Raw genomic sequence first — 18,221 nt, 5'->3', positions numbered from 1 at the left:
AAGGGGGCGGACACCCTTAACACCCTGATCTTTCACTTTTTCGTTTGACCTATTAACACCAAGGAGCTTTTATGCACATCGAACCTGGCCTGTTAGCTCAATCCAAATTACTTTTTGCGGCGGGTGCCGCGGCTGTCGTGTTTGTGCCTTACGTGCCAACACTGCTTAAAAATCCAACCCTGTGGCTGCGCACCGCGCTCGCATCGGTTTTCTTCTCGCTGTTCATGCAGGGTTTTCATATGCAGGCGGGGCCCTCCGAGCTGCATTTTGTGGGTGCGATGCCTATTTACCTGGCGTTTGGATTCATCCCCACCTTGTTTGCTTTTGGTTTTGGGCTGCTGCTGCAAGGCACGCTGTTTGAGCCGCAAGATCTGGTCCATCTGGCGGTGAACACCTTGTCGTTGACAGTGCCCCTGATCGCGCTGCATTACACCCTGGGGCGCAAGCTCAAAGAGGTGACGATCACTACGCTTCTCAAGCTCGACGGTGCCTATTACGCGGGTGTCGTGATCATGGTCGGCTTTTGGCTCACGCAGACGGAAGTGGCTACGTCATGGTCCGGCTGGGCTGTGTTTGCCTCGTCCTACATTCCGCTCGTGGTGGCAGAGCCCTTGTTCACCTTTGCCGTTCTGTGGGTGCTGCAACGCTTTGTGCAAACCCGCGTGGGCGCTGTCTGCTTCGCCGTGCAGCCCAAGCTCAAGACCGGTATTGCCTGATGAGTGCGGGCACCGTCTGGTTTGTGGGTGCCGGTCCCGGCGACCCGGAGTTGATCACCGTCAAGGGCCGTGCGCTGATCGAGCGTGCCGGCGCCATCTTGTTTGCCGGCTCCCTGGTCAACGCTGCGGCCACCCGTTGGGCACCCGGGAACTGTGTCATCGCGGACAGCAAGGACATGACGCTGGAGCAGATGTCGGCGTGGCTGATCGCGCAGGCCGGGAAACATGAAACCGTGGTGCGCCTGCAAACCGGCGACCCCGGCCTGTATGGGGCGCTGATCGAACTGGTGCAGCCGCTGGACGCCGCAGGCATCGCGATTCAGGTGGTTCCCGGCGTGTCTTCGGCCATGGCCTCGGCGGCGGCGGCGGTGGAGAGCCTGACCCTGCCCGAGGTCACGCAAACGGTGATTTTCACCCGGGTGGAGGGGCGCACGCCCATGCCCGAGGGCGAGTCGCTGGAAGCGCTGGCGGCGCACCACAGCACGCTGTGCATCTTCCTGAGCATTACCCTGATGGGTCGCGTCACGGCGGCCTTGACGGCGGCCGGCTGGTCGCCCGATGCGCCCGTTGTGGTGGTGCACAAGGCCAGCTGGCCGGGCGAAGAAAAAATTATCCGCGGCACGGTCAGCACCATCCAGGCCCTGTGCCGCGAGGCCAAAATTGTCAGCCAGTCCATGATCATCGCCAGCCCGACGCTGGGCGCGCGGCAATGGACCACCCTGGCCAAATCCAAACTCTACGACGCCAGTTTCACGCACCGTTTCCGGCGTGCCAGCGTCCCCGTTTCAAACCTTACCCTGGAAACCCCATGACCACAGAGACCATTTTGCTGGTGGGCCACGGCTCACGCGAAGCCTCCGGCAACGAGGAAATCGAGCGCTTTGCCGCCCAATGGCGCCAGCGCCAGCCAGGCTGGCGCATTGAAGTCTGCTTCATCGAGTTTTCCGAGATCACCCTGAGCGAGGGCCTGCGCAGGGCGGCCACTGATGCACGCCGCGTGATGGTGGTGCCGCTGATTCTGAATGCGGCAGGCCACGTGAAGATGGACATTCCGCAGGCCATCGACGCGGCGCGCCTGCGTTTTCCGCAAGTGCAGTTCCTGTATGCCCCGCACCTGAGCGCCTGCGATCACATTCTCGGCGTGGTCAAACGCCGCCTCAAGTTCGCCATGCAGGGGCTCGATATGCCGGACCCGACGACCACCGGCGTGGTGATCCTGGGGCGCGGCTCATCGGACCGCCAGGCCAACGGCGAGATGGCCAAGATGGCGCGCTGGGTCATGGAGGAAACCGACCATGAGCTGGTGGACCTGGCCTTTACCGGCATCACCTATCCAAGACTGGAAAAAGTGGTGCAGCGCCAGCATCTGCTGGGCATGACGCAGGTGGTGGTGTTGCCGTATTACCTGTTCAACGGCACGTTGGTGGAGCGCATCAAGCGGCAGGTCGACAACCTGAAAACCCAGTACCCCACCATCCGCTTCACCTTAACCGCCTATTTCGGCTTTGAACGCGAGATTTTTGAGCTGCTGGAAGAGCGGGTTAACGACCTGAAACGCGGCGTGCCCGAGTCACGCATGCCGTGCGATGGCTGCAAGTACCGTGAGTTTGGCGTCGAAAACGGCATGGGGGGCCACCACCACGACGATGCGATGGCGCACCACCACGAGCATGAGCATGGTCACGACCATCCTCACGAACATGCGCACGCACACCCGCATGTTCAGGCCATCGTTCAGGTTCATCCGCACCCTCATTCGCATCAAGATGCCCATGAAAAGGCGCATGACCATGACCATCCTCACGAGCACGCCCACCCATGAGCACCGCCAACGTCATTACCGAACAGCTCACCGCTGCGGGCCGGGCCATTGAGCATGATTCGTTTGCGGTGATTGACCGCGAGGTCGCATCGCATGCCTATACACCGGCCCAATGGCCCATCGTGCGCCGCATGATCCACGCCAACGCCGACTTCGACTTCAACGGCCTGACCGACTTTCACCCTCGGGCGGTGGAGGCCGGCGTGGCCGCCGTCTTGTCGCGCGCGACCCGCGTGGTGGCCGATGTGGAAATGATCTGCGTGGGCTTGTCGGCGCCACGCCTGGGGCATTTCGGCATGGCCACGCACCAGTTCATCTCGGACGCTGACGTGATTGACGCCGCCAAGACCGAAGGGACCACCCGTGCCGTGCAGGCCATGCGCAAGGCTCACCGGCTGGGCCTGATCAATGGTGCCATCGTCGGCATCGGCAACGCGCCCACGGCGCTGATCGAGCTGGTGCGCCTGATCCACGAAGAGGGCGCACGCCCGGCGCTGGTGGTGGGCATGCCGGTGGGTTTTGTCTCAGCCGCCGAATCCAAGGACTTGATGGCCCTGGAAGCCGAGGTGCCCTGGGTCGTGATCCGTGGGCGCAAGGGCGGCTCCACCCTGGTGGTGGCAGCCATCCATGCCTTGCTCGGTTTGGCTGAGGCGAGGGAACTCGCCCCATGATGAAAAAAGACGCGCCCCGCGGCACCCGCACCGGTTTCACCACCGGTGCGTGTTCTGCTGCGGCGGCGCGTGCGGCGGTGATTGGCCTGGTCACAGGTCAGGTGCCCGACGCGGTGGAATGTCTGCTGCCCAATGGCGACCTTGTGACCTTCGCCGTGCAGGATGGCCGCGTAGATGGCGTGGGTGGGGGCGCATCGGCCCACGCCATGGTCATCAAGGATGCGGGCGACGACCCCGACTGCACCGACAAGGCGCATCTGACGGCCGATGTGCGGCTGCTGCCTGAGCGGCCGGGCGAGGTGCTGCTGCTCGGTGGCTCGGGTGTGGGCACCGTCACCCTGCCGGGCCTGGGCCTGGCGGTGGGTGGCCCGGCCATCAATCCGGTGCCCCGACGCAACATCGAGGCCAATGTGCGCGCCGCCGGTGCATCGCTGCTCGACGAGGCCGGTTTCGAGGTGACGATCTCGGTGCCCCAGGGCGAGCAGATGGCCAAGAAAACCACGAACGCGCGGCTGGGCATCCTGGGCGGCATATCCATCCTGGGCACCACTGGCATTGTCAAACCGTACTCCACCGCGGCCTGGCGCGCCAGCGTGGTGCAGGGCGTGCATGTGGCGGGCACGCTGCCCGAGGGCGTCGTGGTGCTCACCACCGGCGGGCGCACCGAAAAATTCGTGATGGAAGAACTGCCCCACCTGCCCGAGGCCGCATTCGTGCAGATGGGCGACTTTTTACGCTATGCCATGGGTGCGGCGGTGAAAGCGGGCTTGAAGAAGGTGGTGATCGGCGGCATGGTGGGCAAGCTCACCAAGATCGCGCAGGGCGAAACCATCACCCACGCGGGCCGCGCCGAGGTCGATACCGGCCTGCTGGCCGACATCGCGGCCGGCCTGGGCGCCGCGCCGGACGTCTGCGATGCCATCCGCCAGAACGAGACCGCGCGCTACGCCGGCGAGCGCATGGACGCGCTGGGGCTGGGCCAGGCGTTCCACACCGCGCTGGCGCAGCGCGTGATCCAGACCTTGCGCACGCGCTACCCCGATCAATTCGAACTGAAAGTGCTGGTCTGCGACTTCGACGGTCGCAAGATTGCGGAGGCTCCTTGAGCGATACAAATTTTGAAGAAAACTCCATCGAGCGTTGCCGCATTCTCGGCGTGCTGGACGACGGCGTCGCCAGCCTGGGACACGCGGCGCGGGCGCACCTGCAGCAGGCGCAGCTGGTGATCGGCGGGGCGCGGACGCTGCAATTGTTCGCGCAGCAGATCCACCCGCGTGCGCAGCAGCGCGACCTGACCGGAGCCTTATCCCGGGTGCCCGAGTGGATTCGAGCCGCGCAGGCCGCGGGCCAGCGCGTGGTGGTGCTGGCCACAGGCGACCCGCTGTGCCACGGCATCGCCGCCTACCTGGCCTCGCGCCTGTGCATCGAGGCCATTGAGGTGCTGCCCAATGTCTCCACTTTGCAACTGGCTTGTGCGCGGCTGGGGTTGCCGTGGCAGGACATGAAATTCTCGTCCGTGCACAGCAAGGATGCAGGTGACTGGGTGGCCGGGTCCGACCCCGGTCACGGCCTGTACGCGCTCTTGCGCGACATCCGCCAGCATGACCGTCTGGCGGTGCTGACCAGCCCGGACAACACGCCCGACCGCATCGCCCGCATGCTGGTCACCGAAGGCCTGGCCGATGATTTCGAGATGGCCGTGGCCGAGCGCCTGTGCCAGCCCGAGGAGCGCGTCGTCAGCGGCCTCTCCATCGCGGCGGCGGCCAGCATTCCGTTTGCCGACCCCAACGTGGTGCTGCTGTGGCGCACCACCTTGCGCGCGCCGCAGGTGCTGTTCGGCCTGCCCGACGCCAGCTTCGAGCAGCGCCATCCAGAGAAAGGCCTGATCACCAAGAACGAGGTGCGCGCTGTCTCGCTGGCGCGCATGCAACTGCGCGCGGACAGCGTGGTGTGGGACATCGGCGCGGGCTCGGGCTCGGTCGGGCTGGAAGCGGCGCGGCTGTGCCGGCAGGGCCATGTCTACGCGATCGAGAAGAATGCGGACGACAGTGCCATCGTGCAGCGCAACCGCATGGCGATGGGTATCAGCAACCACACGCTGGTGCATGGCAAGGCTCCGGAAGGACTGCCCGCGTGGGCCGACCCGGACGCCGTCTTCATCGGTGGCTCGGGCGGTGAACTGGCCGGCTTGATCGCCCTGATCTTGCAGCGGCTCAAGCCCGGCGGCTGGCTGGTGATGAACTTTGTGACACTGGAAAACCTGGGAACCGCCGTGGAGACACTCAAAACCCTGGGCGCCGCGTGGGACGTGCTGCAACTGCAAGCCTCGCGCAGCAAACCCATTCTGCACATGAACCGCATGGCCGCTGAAAACCCGGTCTGGATTGTTTGTGCTCAAGCGGCAGGCGCAACGCCAGCAGGAGCCGAACATGCATAAGCCCGGCACACTCCATGGCGTGTCCCTGGGGCCGGGCGACCCCGGCCTGATCACGCGCCGCGCGTGGGCGCTGCTGGAACGCCGCGATGCGGTCTGGACCTACCCCGTGCGCAGCTTGCGCAAGGAGAGCTACGCGCTCGACATCGCCCTGCGCGCCGGGCTGGCGCTGCCCCCGCAACACCAGGCGCTGCTGTTTCCCATGACGCACGATGTGGAAAAGTTGGCGCGCCACTGGCTCAAGGCGGCCGAGACGGTTCGAGACCTGCTGGCGACGGGGCAGGACGTGTTGTTTCTGGTCGAAGGCGACGCCTCCACCTACGCCAGTTTCTGCTACCTGGCCCGCGTGCTGCGCGAGCTCGATGCCGGGGCGCAGATCGACATCGTGCCCGGCGTCACCTCGTTCAACGCGGCCTGCGCCCGGCTGCAGATGCCGCTGTCCGAGCAGGACGACACCATCGCCATCGTGCCCGCCGCCTACGGCATTGCGGCGGTGGAGAAAATGCTGGACGACTTCGACACCCTGGTGCTGATGAAGGTCAAGCCGCTGCTCGATGACTTGATTGACCTGCTGGCGCGTCGTGGCTTGCTGCCGCACAGCCGCTTCATCGAGAAAGCCGGTTCCCCGGTGGAGCGGATTGTTCACAACGTGGCCGAACTCAAGGGCACCAAGGTCAATTATTTGTCACTCTTGCTGGTGAAAAACCCGAACCGCGAGCGCGGCGAGATGATTCGCGGCTGCCGCAAGAAAACCACCACCGAACTCGAAGAAGAAAATCAGGCATGACCACCATCACTACCACCATCACCCTGCCAGACACCGTCCTGGCAACCGAACAAGCGGTGCGCGTGGTACTGGTTGCCATCACCAAACACGGCGCGCAACAAACCGCCGATCTGGCCCGCCAGTTGCCACAAGCCAGCGTGTGCGTGGCCGACAAGTTCGCGCCGCTGATGGCTGGCCTGCCTAACCCGGTGCGCGCCTACGGCGGGGCTTTCCGCGACGAGATCGCCAAGTTGTTCGCCGACTTTGACCAGGTCGTTTTCTTCGTCTCGCTGGGCGCCGTGGTGCGCCTGACTGCTCCGCATCTGAAGAGCAAGGACGAAGACCCGGGCGTGGTGGTGGTCGATGACGCCGGGCAGTTTGTCATCCCCGTGCTGTCGGGTCATGTGGGCGGCGCCAACGCCATGGCCGAACAGCTTGCCGCGCTGCTGGGCGCCACCGCTGTACTGACCACGGCGTCCGACGTCGGCAAGACCATCCCCGTGGACATTCTGGGCCGCGAGCTGGGCTGGAAGGTCGAGGCGCCCAAGATCAATATCACCCGCGTGTCGGCCCATGTGGTCAACGGCGAGCCGATTGCCGTGGTGCAGGAAGCCGGTAGCCCGCACTGGTGGACCCGGCCCACGCCACTGCCAGTCAGCATTCACAAATTCGCGCGCATTGAGGACGTGGACCTGAACCACTTCAAGGCCGTGCTGTGGATCACCCACGCCGAGGTGCCTGCCGAACGCTGGCAGCAATTGAACGAGCGCCTGGTGGTGTACCGCCCGCCGCAAGGGCCGGGTGCATGAACCTCGTATTGATGCCAGTCGCCATCGGCCTGGGTTGCGACCGCGGCACGCCGCTGGCGACCGTGGTGCAGGCCCTGGATGCCGCGTTGGCGCAGGCCGGGCTGGCGCGCGAGCAGGTGCGCGTGCTGGCCAGCATCGAGGCCAAGCGCGACGAGGTCGCCTTTATTGAGCTGGCGGCGCAGGGCGGCTGGCCACTGCGTTTTTTCAGCGCCGCCGAGCTCGCCGCCGTGCCCGTGCCCAATCCGTCTGCCACCGTGTTGCGCCACATGGGAACACCCTCGGTGTCGGAGGCCGCCGCCTTGCTGGCGGGCCAGGCCACGGCGGCGCAGCTGCTCGTGGAAAAATTCAAACACCAGGGCGCCGATGGCCGCAATGCCACCGTTTCCATCGCCACGTACTCGTCCCCGCTGGTCTGACCTTCTTCACACCCATTTCCTCAACCCTTTCCTCAACCGTTTTTTTACTCCAGGAGTTTTTATGAATGCTTCCCCATCCCTCGTCACCGTCAACCCAACCACCGCTTCGGCTTCGGTGCCGGCTCAACTGGTCGCCGCGCTGTTGCTCGGCCTGGTGATGCTTTATGCCGTGGGCTTCAGCGAAGCCTCGGTGGCGCATAACGCCGCCCACGACGTGCGCCATGCCACTGGCCGTCCCTGCCATTGAGACAGACCACACCCATGTTGTTTCGACGGTTATTTTTATGCGCCCTGTTTGTAGGCTTGCTGACGGGGCTTTTTGACAGCGCCGTCCAGCGCTGGCAGGTGGTGCCGCTGATTCTGGCGGCCGAGGTGTTTGAAGAGGCCGCTACACCGCCAAAGGCTGAGCATGCGCACGCCGATGGCGTCGCGCACAGTCACGGGCCGCAAGCCTGGGCGCCGCAAGACGGCCTGGAACGCACCGCCTACACCGTGCTGGCCAATGTGCTCAATGCGATTGGCTCGGCATTGCTGCTGATGCCTTTGCTGGCCTTCTGGAACCGCCAGCGAGCAGGCCAACCCCTGGCGCTGCACAAAGGCTACGGTGCATCCGTACGCTATGGCTTGCTGTGGGGGGCGGCGGGCTGGGTTTGTCTGTTTGCGTTACCTGCACTGGGGCAGCCCCCCGAGTTGCCGGGCATGCAGGCTGCTGCTTTGCAGGCGCGCCAGGTGTGGTGGACCCTGACCGTCGCCTGCGGTGCGGGGGGGCTGGCCATGCTGTGTCTGGTACAAGCCAAATGGCGGGTGCTGGGTCTGGGCCTGCTGGCGCTGCCTTTTGTCATCGGAGCGCCGCAACATGCGGGCAGTCCTTTTGCGGGAATGGAGGCTGACGTTGCGTTGCAAATGCAGCAGTTGGTTGCGCGTTTTGTTGTTGCAACCGCTGTCGCCAGCGCCCTGCAATGGCTGTTGTTGGGTACTTTATCTGCGTTGGCCGTGGCCCGCTGGCTAAGCCCCTTGTTGAATCCTGTGGCGCCTGCCACGCGCCTGGAAGGAACTGCATCATGAGCGGCGGAAAAATCATGCTGGTGGGCATCGGCCCCGGCAACTATTCCCACATGACACACCGTGCCTGCGAGGCCATTGCCGAAGCTGACGTGGTGGTCGGCTACGTCACCTACATCAAGCTGGTGGCCGATTTGCTGGAAGGCAAGGAAGTGATCCGCAAGGGCATGACCGAGGAGCTCGATCGCGCCGTCCATGCACTGGAGCGGGCCCGTGCGGGCAAGAAGGTGGCGCTGATCTCAAGCGGCGACGCGGGCGTGTATGGCATGGCCGGTCCGACTTACGAGGTGCTGTTCCAGGCGGGTTGGACGCCGGAGACTGACGTGGAAGTGGAGGTGATCCCCGGTGCCTCGGCCATCAACGCCTGCGCGGCGCTGGTGGGTGCGCCCCTCACGCACGACTTTTGCTCGATCTCTTTGTCCGACCTGCTGACGCCCTGGCCGGTGATTGCACGCCGCCTGGACGCCGTGGCCGCTGCTGATTTTGTGGTCGCACTGTACAACCCCAAAAGTGGCCGGCGCACCCAGCAGATCGTGCAGGCGCAACAGCTGTTTTTGCGCCATCGCCGCCCTGACACCCCGGTGGTGGTGGTCAAGTCGGCTTACCGGCGCCGCCAGAACATTGAGTTCACCACGCTGGACAAAATGAGCGAGTGCGACATTGGCATGCTGAGCACGGTGCTGATTGGCAACAGCCACACCTTTGTGCGCCATGGCCTGATGGTCACGCCGCGCGGCTACGCCAACAAGTACGCGCTCGACGGCGACGGCAGCGCCCATGCAGGCGAAAAACGCGGGCGCTCGCTGTCCACCGGCCTGCTGGGCTGGACGGAAAACCTCCGCATCGACCACGCCGAGGGCGAGAGCATTGCCGCGCTGGCACAGCGCCACAGCTTGCCTGCCGACTACATTGAAATGGTGTTAAACGCACCCATAGAGGATGCAGCCGTTACTGCGGATGAGTCCGAAGAATGAGCGAGGTCGCCAAGCCAAAAATAGGCAGCTACAAACGCCATATCCTGATATGCACTGGCCCGCGCTGCACACAGGACGGGGCGGCCCAGGAACTGTTCGACAGCCTGGGCGACAAGTTCAAGGCCGCCGGCGTGCATGACGGAGAACTGCGCGTCAAGCGCAGCCGCGTCAGCTGCTTTGCCGCCTGCAAGGGCGGGCCGGTGATGTGCGTGCAGCCCGATGGCACCTGGTACTACAACGTCACCCCCGCCAACATGGACCGCATCATCGAGCAGCACCTGGTGGGCGGTGCGCCGGTGACTGATCTGGTGTTTCACCAGGGACCGGGTGGCGGTCATGACGCCTGAGGCACAGGGGCAATCCAGCAGCGGGTTTGTGTCCATCGTGGGTGCCGGCCCGGGCCCGGTTGATTTGATGACCCTGCGGGCACTCGACCGGCTTCAGCGGGCCGAGGTGGTGGTGCATGACCGCCTGATCACGGCAGAGGTGCTGGCGCTGATACCCGAGGCCGCGCAGCGCGTGTATGTGGGCAAGGCGCTGGGCAATCACTCGGTGCCGCAAGAAGGCATCCATGCGCTGCTGGTCCAGCATGCGCGCCTGGGGCGACGCGTGGTTCGCCTCAAGGGCGGTGACCCCTATGTGTTTGGACGCGGGGGTGAAGAGGTGCAGGCCTTACAGGTCGAAGGAATTAGCTTTGAAGTCGTTCCGGGTGTCACCGCCGCCAGCGGTTGCTCGGCGGCGGCTGGTATTCCGTTAACCCATCGCGGTTTAGCCGGTAGCTGTGTTTTTCTGCCAGGCCATCTGGCTGATGACGAGGCCACGCACGACTGGCGTGCATTGGCGCGCCCGGGCCAAACCCGTGTGTTCTACATGGGCGTTCAGCGCTTGGCGCAAATTGCCCAACAGCTGATATCACACGGCCTGCCGCCGGATACCCCCGCCGCCATCGTGCGCGACGGCACCCGTGCTTCCCAAACCATCATCGCCACCGGACTGTGTAAGCTGGTGGCACGCGCTCCAGCCTACGGTCCCCAGCCAGACTTGCTCATCATTGGCGAGACCGTACAACTGAGTCCTGAATACCATGCAAATTGAAACCCCGCCCCAAAACAAACCCTACGAAAAACCCGAGGGTGAGCGCCAGGGCCTTGTGATCGTCAACACCGGCGACGGCAAAGGAAAAAGCACCGCCGCCTTCGGACTGGCGCTGTGGGCCCACGGCCGTGGCAAGGCGGTCAAGATTTTCCAGTTCATGAAAGTGCCTAGCGCGCTTTGGCGAGCACCGCATGTTCGAGCAGCTCGGCATTCCGATTGGAATACGAAGGGACTTCCCACTTTCAGGTAACGGCATCGAGTGCCAAGATTGGTTTTTGTGGAAGTCAATCTGCAACCTTTGAAAGGAGAAGTCCCATGAACAAGATTACACGAGTGGGTGCCGATTTGGCAAAGCACGTCATTCAAGTTCACGCCGTGGATGCGGCGGGCCAACGGATCACGAGTCGAGCGCTGGTGCCGGGCAAGTTCATGGCCTGGTGCGCCCAGTTGCCGCCTGGTTGCCTGGTCGCCATGGAGGCCAGCTCCAGCGCCCACCACTGGGCCCGCCGGCTGATTGCCCTGGGGCTCGACGCACGCATCATCGCCGCCCATCTGGTGGCACCCTACCGGCTGCAAGGCAAAAGCGGCAAGAACGACGCCAACGATGCCGCCGCTATCTGCGAAGCGGCCAGCCGCCCGCAGATGCACTTCGTTCCCGTCAAAAGCGTTGAACAGCAAAGCATGCTGTGCATCCACCGCCTGCGCGAAGGCTTCAAGGAAGAACGCACCGCCTGCATCAACCGCATCCGTGGCCTGCTGGCCGAGTTTGGCTTGGTGTTCCCGCAGAAGCCGGCCGCACTGCGCCTGGCGCTGCCGGACGTGATGGAAGACGCCAGCAACGAGCTGGGCGCCCAGGCCCGGCTGGCGCTGCAACGCGCCTGGATGCAGTGGCAAGAGCTCGATGGCCATCTGGCCTGGTGCGACGAACGTATCGCGGCCCATCTCAAAGACAGCGCGCAGGTGCGCCAAGCCGGGCAGTTGCTGGGGGTGGGGCCGGTGACGGCTTCCGCGGTGGTGGCGAGCGTGGGCGACTTCAGGCAGTTCAGGAACGGCGCGCAGTTTGGCGCCTGGCTGGGCTTGGTGCCCCGGCAGAACTCCAGTGGCGGCAAGAACCATCTGGGGGCCATCACCAAGCGGGGTGACATGTATCTACGCATGCTCTTGATCCAGGGCGCCAAGTCGGCGGTGATGACCGCGCACAGGCGCGATGATCCGATCTCCAGGTGGGCGTGTCAGTTGCGCGAGAGGTCAGGCTGGCAAAAGGCGGTGGTGGCGCTGGCCAACAAGAACGCCCGAATTCTGTGGGCGGTGTTCGTGCGGGGCACGCCGTTCGATGCGAACCATGTGAGCATCAAACCAGCTTGAGCGGGGGGCGCCGATTTCCTTGCAAGACGTGAAGCCGGAGATGCAAAAAACAGGTCAGACCGGCAGCGGGCAAGCTTGTCCCTCGAAGCATAACCGTGCCGCATTTGGAAGCATAACTGTACCGGGTACGTGTTTTTGCCCTTGAAGGGCGGATGCGCTGCTTGTTGATTACCCTGGGCATCACTGAGGTTCAACATGACTCGAATGCACAATCCACCGCACCCAGGCAAAGTCCTCCGGGAGTATTTAGGCAGCACATCCGTGACGAAAGCTGCCGCAAATCTCGGCGTACACCGAGTAACTTTGTCTCGCGTTCTCACCTGCTCTTCGGGCATTTCGGCTGATATGGCCTACCGGCTGGGCGATGCCTTTGGCACCAGTGCGGAGCTATGGGGCGGCATGCAATTGCAGTACAACTTGTACCAAGCAGGTAAAGCCAAACGACCCAAGATTAAGAAGTTGAGGCAGCTGCATACAAATGCGCGGTAGCCTAACCGTTGCAATTAATCACCTTAATTCAGGTGATTAATTGGAAATTTCTTATTTTTCGCCTGATAATGGGCTGAAATGTACGACCATCGAACCATCGAACCAGCGAAGAGTTAGAGGCGGAACTTGGCGAACAGCTTCGCGCTGCCAGGGTGCGCAATAACGTTAGTCAGGCAACGCTGGCCAAACAGGCAGGGGTGGCGGTCACCGCGCTGAGGCGCCTTGAGCTCGGCCAAGGCGCGACGGTTTCAACTCTGGTGTCCGTAGTGCGTGTCTTGGGCCGGCAGACTTGGCTGGATAGTCTGCAACCCGCAGTGACTATCAGTCCATTGCAGATGCTCAAGTCCACGCGCCAACGGCAGCGTGCGGGATCGCCGCACAAATCAAAACCTACCGTCGCCTGAAAAAGGGGGTGGCGCTGCCAGTGTTCGATGGGTGTTTGAGATGCCAATACAAGGCTGTCTTGACAGCGCTGGCAGATGGTGGTTCAAGCTGCGAAGGTTTGCACACGCCATGAAGTAGATATGACTTAAGGCGCATTTGCAGTGTCTCCTCGACATCCTCAAGCTGATGGTGATATGTTGAATTTTTTTGTGGAAAAAATCCAGATCAGGGAGTTGTGAATCCCGTCTGGCCCTCTCCGCTCCAGACACCAGCCCATTGCCGTTCAGTGGCTACTCATTCGCGTCTCAAGACAAAGCTTTCAAACAGGGCTGACATATTCTCAATCAAATCGGCGCTGGGGAATTTCTCTGTAGATATGACATTCAGCTCGTCATCCTTGCAACCGGTGCTGCGAAAAACTTGCAGGACGTAGTTGCGCACACCCATCGCGCTCAAGGTTTGCGCCAACGCCAGAATCTCCGAGGGGGTGTGTAGGCCCGGATGCACCGTGGTACGAAACTCGTGCGCCACACCGCTGGCTACCAATAGCTTGGCGCTGGCCCACACCGTCTTCGCACTGTCGGCCGTACGGGTGATGGCGTCGTAGCCCTGCTGCGTGGCCTTGATATCCATACCCACCCAGTCCACCAGTGGCAGCACCTCTTGCAGACGTCGAGGGTACATGCCCGCCGTGTGTAGCCCTACGCCAAAGCCCAGGGCGCGAACCTCGCGCATGGCATTTCCCAATGCCCGGTCGATGGTGGGCTCACCCCCACTGAACACCACTGCGTCGATCAGCCCCACCCGCCGTTGGAGCAGTGCCAGCACTTGCGCCCACGCCAGCGGACTGTCCCTGGTGCGGCTCTGCAAATGCGGGTTATGACAATAGCCACAGCGCCAGGGGCAACCCTGCACAAACACCACGGCAGCGAGTTGGCCGGGGTAGTCTGTCGCGGTGAAAGGCGTAATACCCCCCACCTTGAGTGGCTTGGCGCTGGGTGCCGAGTTGCGGACGCCGCTGTAGCGGGTTGCTGCCCGCTCAGCCAGCGGCAGGGGACTTGCAGTTGTTTTCACTAAAGTAAGTGCGCTCATGGAACTCGCCCTTCTTGCCGGTATTGAAGGACGCCACGGGGCGGTGGTAGCCCATGACGCGGGTCCACACCTCGCAGCGCTGACGCTCTTCATCACGCAGCACGATGGGCACTGCTTGGGGGGCCAAGGTTGGGGTTTTTTGTACAGTAATCATGTCATTCCTTCTTTGGTGGTTAAACAGGTTCCAACTGCTTGCGCGCGATGATTTCGACATCGCACTTCGGGCAAAAATCGTGGCGCCCGCCCAAGTAGCCGTGCTTGGGGCAGATAGAAAAAGTGGGCGTAACAGTGATGTAGGGCAGGCGAAAACGCGACAGCGAGCGCTTGATCAGCTGACGGCAGGCTTCTGCACTGGACAGCGGCTCGGTCATGTACAGATGCAGCACGGTGCCGCCGGTGTACTTGCGCTGCAAGTCATCCTGCATCTCCAACGCCTCGAACGGGTCGTCGGTGTAGCCTACCGGCAACTGGCTGGAGTTGGTGTAGTAAGGCATGTCCTTGGTACCGGCTTGCAGGATGCCAGGGAACTGCCTGGCGTCTTCCTTGGCAAAACGATAGGTGGTGCCTTCTGCCGGGGTCGCTTCCAGGTTGTACATTTGGCCGGTCTGATCCTGAAACTCCAGCATGCGTGCGCGTACATGGTCGAGCAGGCGAATGGCAAAGGCGTGTCCCCATTCGGAGCTGATGTCTTCGCGGTCCAGAGTGAAGTTGCGGATCATCTCGTTGATGCCGTTCACCCCCAGTGTGGAGAAGTGATTGCGCAGTGTGCCCAGATAACGCTTGGTGTAGGGGAACAGGCCGTTGTCCATGTGACGCTGGATCACCTTGCGCTTGATCTCCAGGCTGTCACGTCCCAGCTCCAGCAGGCCGTCAAGCGCCTTTAGCATGCCGGCCTCGTCCCCTTGGTGCAAATAGCCTAGGCGCGCGCAGTTGACGGTGACCACGCCGAGCGAGCCGGTCTGCTCGGCCGAACCGAACAGACCGTTGCCGCGCTTGAGCAGTTCGCGCAGATCAAGCTGCAGGCGACAGCACATGGAGCGAATCATGTTCGGTTTGAGTTCCGAATTGATAAAGTTCTGGAAGTAAGGCAGGCCGTACTTGGCGGTCATCTCGAACAGCAGCTCGGCATTCGGGCTATACCAGTCGAAATCCTCAGTCATGTTGTAGGTGGGGATTGGGAAGGTGAACACGCGGCCCTTGGCATCGCCGGACACCATCACTTCAATGTAAGCACGGTTGATCATGTCCATCTCGGCCTGGCACTCGCCGTAAGTGAAGCTCACTTCCTGGCCAGCAATAACGGGCGTCTGCTCGCGCAGGTCTTCCGGGCAAATCCAGTCAAATGTCAGGTTGGTAAATGGCGTCTGCGTACCCCAACGCGAGGGCACGTTAAGGTTGTAAATCAGCTCCTGCATGCACTGGCGAACATGGGCGTAGTCCAGCTTGTCCTGTCGGACGTACGGTGCCATGTAAGTATCGAACGAGCTGAACGCTTGTGCGCCAGCCCACTCGTTTTGCAGCGTGCCCAGGAAGTTGACGATTTGCCCCACCGCACTCGACATGTGCTTGGGCGGGCCACTTTCCACCTTGCCAGGCACACCGTTCAACCCCTCGTTGAGCAGGGTCCGCAGCGACCAGCCCGCGCAGTAGCCGGCCAGCATGTCAAGGTCATGAATGTGGATGGCAGCGCTGCGGTGCGCCGCACCGACTTCGGGCGGGTAGACGTGGTTGAGCCAGTAGTTGGCAATCACCTTGCCTGACACGTTGAGGATCAGGCCACCCAGCGAATAGCCCTGGTTCGCATTGGCGTTGACGCGCCAGTCGAGCTGCTGCAGGTACTCGTTCATGCTGGACTCGACGTCCACCATCGTCTTGCGGTCGCTGCGCAGCTTCTTGTGTTGCTCGCGGTAGACGATGTAGGCACGCAAAGTCTTGGGGTAGCCAGCGTCGAACAGTGCAGCCTCGACCGCGTCCTGGATCTGCTCGATGTGCGGCGTCGCCGGTCCAAGTATCCTGATTTTTGGAGTCACCAGATACTGCGTCAGGCGACGGGCTTCGGCGCCATCGAACTCGCCGGTGACCTGGGCAGCGCGCTCCAGCGCCTGGGCGATCTTGCCGGCATCAAACGGCTTGATCCCGCCGTCGCGCTTGATGATATGGGTAAATGTCGGTGCGGTTTGTATGCTCATCTAGCATCCTCTTAAAACACTATAGGTAGTGTGAAAGTGGATGATAGCCACTACAGGTAGTGTTTTTCGCGAATTAAATCGTGCAAAATCAACTTCCGGTTAAAGGTTGATCTGTATCAGGAAACGCTCATGATGCTGTTGACGTTGAGATAGTGCTCAACAGCTGCCTCCTTCTGCGCTTGCGGGTACTTGGGTTCCCGGCCCGCATAGCCCACCGGCAAATCGAGCCATTGCTCATATTCCCGGTACCAGCCCTTCAAGGCATTCTTCGTTGGGTAAAGGGCGTGCGATCCACAAGGTGGGCTATGCGATAGCGATCCGGAAGATTATTGGTAGGGCAGAACCCGCAAACCCCGTCGACGGGATGCGCGCCCTTGGCGACCGTGGCAAACAGGCATCAAAGACTGGGCTCAAAAAGCCCAGTGAAGATGGGCGCGACTGAAATCAAGCGCAGCAAAGCAGAAAAAACCGGAAGTTCACCCCGGGGCGGCTTGGTCGAATCGCTGACCGCGGACATTCAGAAGTTCGGCTCCGGATGCACGCTGGCGCCCGAGTGTGACATCTGATGGCCATGCGGCAAAGGTATGCCATCGGGATGGTCGGCAGGCCTGGTTATTATCACTTTTGTGACATAAACGATAAATATATATATCTGTTGTTGTAATCAGTTTAATCAAATAAGATTACAAAACTCCTGCAAAAAACAAGTTTTGTCACAAATTCAGAGTGGGCAATAGCGAAAGTCGAGCCTGTTTTTCACGGTTGCACAATCGCCGATGGCGTGAGTGGCTGGAGTCATGTGGGTAGATCTGAAATTAACGTCATTCATTAAGGAAAGTCTGAACAAGTCCACCAATCATGCCGTCGCGCGTTGATTGATGCAAAGAGGCCTACGCGAATGAGCCAGATCAGTTTTGCAGACGCCGAGTACGCCGGCAAGCGGAAGAAGACCAGGCGCGAGGTGTTCCTCGAGGAGATGGACGTGGTGGTGCCCTGGAGGGTGCTGCTCAAGATCATCGAGCCGCACTACCCGGTGGCCGGCCGCGGACGCAGGCCGTATGCGCTGGAGTCGATGCTGCGCGTGCACCTGATGCAGAACTGGTTTGCGCTGAGCGACCCGGCGATGGAGGAGGCCCTGTACGAGATCGCCTCGCTTCGCAGCTTCGCCCGTCTAAACCTGAACGAGCCGATTCCGGACGAGACGACCATCCTGAACTTCAGGCACCTGCTCGAAGCGAACGACCTGGCCGACGACATCCTGAAGGCGGTCAACGCCCTGTTGGCGCGCAAGGACCTTTTGCTCAAGCGAGGCAGCATCGTGGACGCCACCATCATTGCCGCGCCCAGTTCCACCAAGAACGCCGAGGGCGAGCGCGACCCGGAGATGCACCAGACCAAGAAGGGCAACCAGTGGTTCTTCGGGATGAAGGCGCACATCGGGGTGGATGCCGACAGCGGCCTGGTGCACACGGTGACCACCACGGCAGCCAATGAGGCAGACGTCGAGCAGGTGACCGATCTGCTGCACGGCAAGGAAGAACAGGTCTGGGCCGATTCTGGCTACCGCGGCGCGCCGGCCCGCGTGGACCGCGAGAATCTGCAGTGGCACATCGCCGTCCGGCCGAGCGACATCGCCAAGCTGCCTGAAGGCAGGGCCAAGACAAAAGTCCGGAAGGCGGAGCACCGCAAGGCCAGCATGCGCGCCAAGGTGGAGCACCCGTTTCGTGTCGTCAAGCGCCAGTTCGGCTTGGTGAAGGTGCGGTTCCGCGGGCTGGCCAAGAACACCGCGCACGTCGTCACCCTGTTCGCGCTGTCCAACCTGTGGATGGTGCGGAAGCAGTTGATGGCGATGACGGGAGTGGTCCGTCCGAAAGCAGCGTAAGGCGAGGGAATGAGGCCGAAACTGCCTGAAAACGCGAGTGGAGAGCGGCATTTCG

22 protein-coding genes and 2 pseudogenes are annotated in these 18,221 nt (G+C 62.2%); 20 read left to right on the top strand and 4 right to left on the bottom strand.

Annotated elements, in window-relative coordinates:
• Positions 1–71: 71 nt before the first annotated feature.
• The 18 genes and pseudogenes from ACFQND_RS07815 to ACFQND_RS07730 all read left to right on the top strand — a co-directional run.
• Positions 72–716, top strand: a complete 645-nt coding sequence (locus ACFQND_RS07815; protein WP_300519611.1) for an energy-coupling factor ABC transporter permease — start codon at positions 72–74, stop codon at positions 714–716.
• Positions 716–1,528, top strand: coding sequence for a precorrin-4 C(11)-methyltransferase (gene cobM, locus ACFQND_RS07810; RefSeq protein ID WP_293596688.1), 813 nt, complete (start codon positions 716–718; stop codon positions 1,526–1,528). The genes ACFQND_RS07815 and cobM overlap by 1 nt, the downstream gene beginning before the upstream one ends.
• A complete protein-coding gene (locus tag ACFQND_RS07805) occupies positions 1,525–2,538 on the top strand; it encodes a sirohydrochlorin chelatase (RefSeq protein WP_293596687.1) in 1,014 nt (337 codons plus the stop codon). The genes cobM and ACFQND_RS07805 overlap by 4 nt, the downstream gene beginning before the upstream one ends.
• The gene (locus tag ACFQND_RS07800; protein ID WP_293596686.1) at positions 2,535–3,209 is read left to right on the top strand and encodes a precorrin-8X methylmutase; all 675 of its coding nucleotides are present in this window, start codon (positions 2,535–2,537) and stop codon (positions 3,207–3,209) included. The genes ACFQND_RS07805 and ACFQND_RS07800 overlap by 4 nt, the downstream gene beginning before the upstream one ends.
• Positions 3,206–4,315: a cobalt-precorrin-5B (C(1))-methyltransferase gene (locus ACFQND_RS07795; protein WP_293596685.1), complete on the top strand. Its 1,110-nt coding sequence runs from the start codon at positions 3,206–3,208 to the stop codon at positions 4,313–4,315. The genes ACFQND_RS07800 and ACFQND_RS07795 overlap by 4 nt, the downstream gene beginning before the upstream one ends.
• The gene (gene cbiE / locus ACFQND_RS07790; RefSeq protein WP_300519607.1) at positions 4,312–5,646 is read left to right on the top strand and encodes a precorrin-6y C5,15-methyltransferase (decarboxylating) subunit CbiE; all 1,335 of its coding nucleotides are present in this window, start codon (positions 4,312–4,314) and stop codon (positions 5,644–5,646) included. The genes ACFQND_RS07795 and cbiE overlap by 4 nt, the downstream gene beginning before the upstream one ends.
• A complete protein-coding gene (gene cobI / locus ACFQND_RS07785; RefSeq protein WP_300519604.1) occupies positions 5,639–6,430 on the top strand; it encodes a precorrin-2 C(20)-methyltransferase in 792 nt (263 codons plus the stop codon). Before cbiE ends, cobI begins: the two co-directional genes overlap by 8 nt.
• Positions 6,427–7,218, top strand: a complete 792-nt coding sequence (locus ACFQND_RS07780) for a cobalamin biosynthesis central domain-containing protein (protein ID WP_300519601.1) — start codon at positions 6,427–6,429, stop codon at positions 7,216–7,218. The genes cobI and ACFQND_RS07780 overlap by 4 nt, the downstream gene beginning before the upstream one ends.
• Positions 7,215–7,634 carry a cobalamin biosynthesis protein gene (locus ACFQND_RS07775; protein ID WP_300519598.1) on the top strand — a complete coding sequence of 140 codons (420 nt, stop codon included), beginning with the start codon at positions 7,215–7,217 and terminating at the stop codon, positions 7,632–7,634. The genes ACFQND_RS07780 and ACFQND_RS07775 overlap by 4 nt, the downstream gene beginning before the upstream one ends.
• A 61-nt stretch (positions 7,635–7,695) precedes the next feature.
• Positions 7,696–7,881, top strand: a complete 186-nt coding sequence (locus tag ACFQND_RS07770; protein ID WP_300519595.1) for a CbtB domain-containing protein — start codon at positions 7,696–7,698, stop codon at positions 7,879–7,881.
• A gap of 14 nt (positions 7,882–7,895) precedes the next feature.
• Positions 7,896–8,699, top strand: coding sequence for a CbtA family protein (locus ACFQND_RS07765; protein ID WP_300519592.1), 804 nt, complete (start codon positions 7,896–7,898; stop codon positions 8,697–8,699).
• Positions 8,696–9,670, top strand: coding sequence for a precorrin-3B C(17)-methyltransferase (gene cobJ / locus ACFQND_RS07760; RefSeq protein ID WP_300519590.1), 975 nt, complete (start codon positions 8,696–8,698; stop codon positions 9,668–9,670). The genes ACFQND_RS07765 and cobJ overlap by 4 nt, the downstream gene beginning before the upstream one ends.
• Positions 9,667–10,017, top strand: a complete 351-nt coding sequence (locus tag ACFQND_RS07755; RefSeq protein ID WP_300519588.1) for a (2Fe-2S) ferredoxin domain-containing protein — start codon at positions 9,667–9,669, stop codon at positions 10,015–10,017. The genes cobJ and ACFQND_RS07755 overlap by 4 nt, the downstream gene beginning before the upstream one ends.
• Positions 10,007–10,765: a uroporphyrinogen-III C-methyltransferase gene (gene cobA / locus ACFQND_RS07750; RefSeq protein ID WP_300519585.1), complete on the top strand. Its 759-nt coding sequence runs from the start codon at positions 10,007–10,009 to the stop codon at positions 10,763–10,765. Before ACFQND_RS07755 ends, cobA begins: the two co-directional genes overlap by 11 nt.
• Positions 10,755–11,052: pseudogene (locus tag ACFQND_RS07745) on the top strand (cob(I)yrinic acid a,c-diamide adenosyltransferase); the annotation flags it as partial. The gene cobA and the pseudogene ACFQND_RS07745, both read left to right, overlap by 11 nt.
• Positions 11,053–11,080: 28 nt before the next feature.
• On the top strand, positions 11,081–12,130 hold the full coding sequence (locus ACFQND_RS07740) for an IS110 family transposase (protein WP_371437464.1): 1,050 nt from the start codon (positions 11,081–11,083) through the stop codon (positions 12,128–12,130).
• A 195-nt stretch (positions 12,131–12,325) separates the two neighbouring features.
• The gene (locus ACFQND_RS07735; protein ID WP_293596624.1) at positions 12,326–12,619 is read left to right on the top strand and encodes a HigA family addiction module antitoxin; all 294 of its coding nucleotides are present in this window, start codon (positions 12,326–12,328) and stop codon (positions 12,617–12,619) included.
• Between the two features lie 134 nt (positions 12,620–12,753).
• Positions 12,754–13,023, top strand: a pseudogene (locus ACFQND_RS07730) (helix-turn-helix domain-containing protein); the annotation flags it as partial.
• 274 nt (positions 13,024–13,297) lie between these two features.
• On the opposite strand, the gene ACFQND_RS07725 reads toward ACFQND_RS07730, so the two are convergent.
• The 4 genes from ACFQND_RS07725 to ACFQND_RS07710 all read right to left on the bottom strand — a co-directional run bounded on the left by ACFQND_RS07725 (position 13,298) and on the right by ACFQND_RS07710 (position 16,544).
• Positions 13,298–13,981 carry an anaerobic ribonucleoside-triphosphate reductase activating protein gene (locus tag ACFQND_RS07725; protein ID WP_300519674.1) on the bottom strand — a complete coding sequence of 228 codons (684 nt, stop codon included), beginning with the start codon at positions 13,979–13,981 and terminating at the stop codon, positions 13,298–13,300.
• Positions 13,982–14,042: 61 nt separating this feature from the next.
• Positions 14,043–14,249, bottom strand: coding sequence for an anaerobic ribonucleoside-triphosphate reductase (gene nrdD / locus ACFQND_RS07720; RefSeq protein WP_300519580.1), 207 nt, complete (start codon positions 14,247–14,249; stop codon positions 14,043–14,045).
• Positions 14,250–14,268: 19 nt separating this feature from the next.
• On the bottom strand, positions 14,269–16,284 hold the full coding sequence (locus ACFQND_RS07715; RefSeq protein WP_300519578.1) for a ribonucleoside triphosphate reductase: 2,016 nt from the start codon (positions 16,282–16,284) through the stop codon (positions 14,269–14,271).
• A 116-nt stretch (positions 16,285–16,400) separates the two neighbouring features.
• On the bottom strand, positions 16,401–16,544 hold the full coding sequence (locus ACFQND_RS07710; protein WP_293596620.1) for a hypothetical protein: 144 nt from the start codon (positions 16,542–16,544) through the stop codon (positions 16,401–16,403).
• A gap of 168 nt (positions 16,545–16,712) precedes the next feature.
• Between ACFQND_RS07710 and ACFQND_RS07705 the strand changes: the two genes are divergently transcribed.
• Together ACFQND_RS07705 and ACFQND_RS07700 are read left to right on the top strand one after the other, a co-directional pair.
• Positions 16,713–16,850 carry a hypothetical protein gene (locus tag ACFQND_RS07705; protein WP_371437465.1) on the top strand — a complete coding sequence of 46 codons (138 nt, stop codon included), beginning with the start codon at positions 16,713–16,715 and terminating at the stop codon, positions 16,848–16,850.
• 332 nt (positions 16,851–17,182) lie between these two features.
• Entirely contained in the window at positions 17,183–18,166 is a 984-nt protein-coding gene (locus tag ACFQND_RS07700; RefSeq protein ID WP_371437484.1) for an IS5 family transposase, read from the top strand.
• Positions 18,167–18,221: the final 55 nt, after the last annotated feature.

Source organism: Polaromonas aquatica (genome assembly GCF_042659145.1).
GTDB lineage: Bacteria > Pseudomonadota > Gammaproteobacteria > Burkholderiales > Burkholderiaceae_C > Polaromonas > Polaromonas aquatica.
The sequence above is the reverse complement of the archived record's forward strand: the minus strand, read 5'-3'. Positions and strand labels throughout refer to the sequence as shown.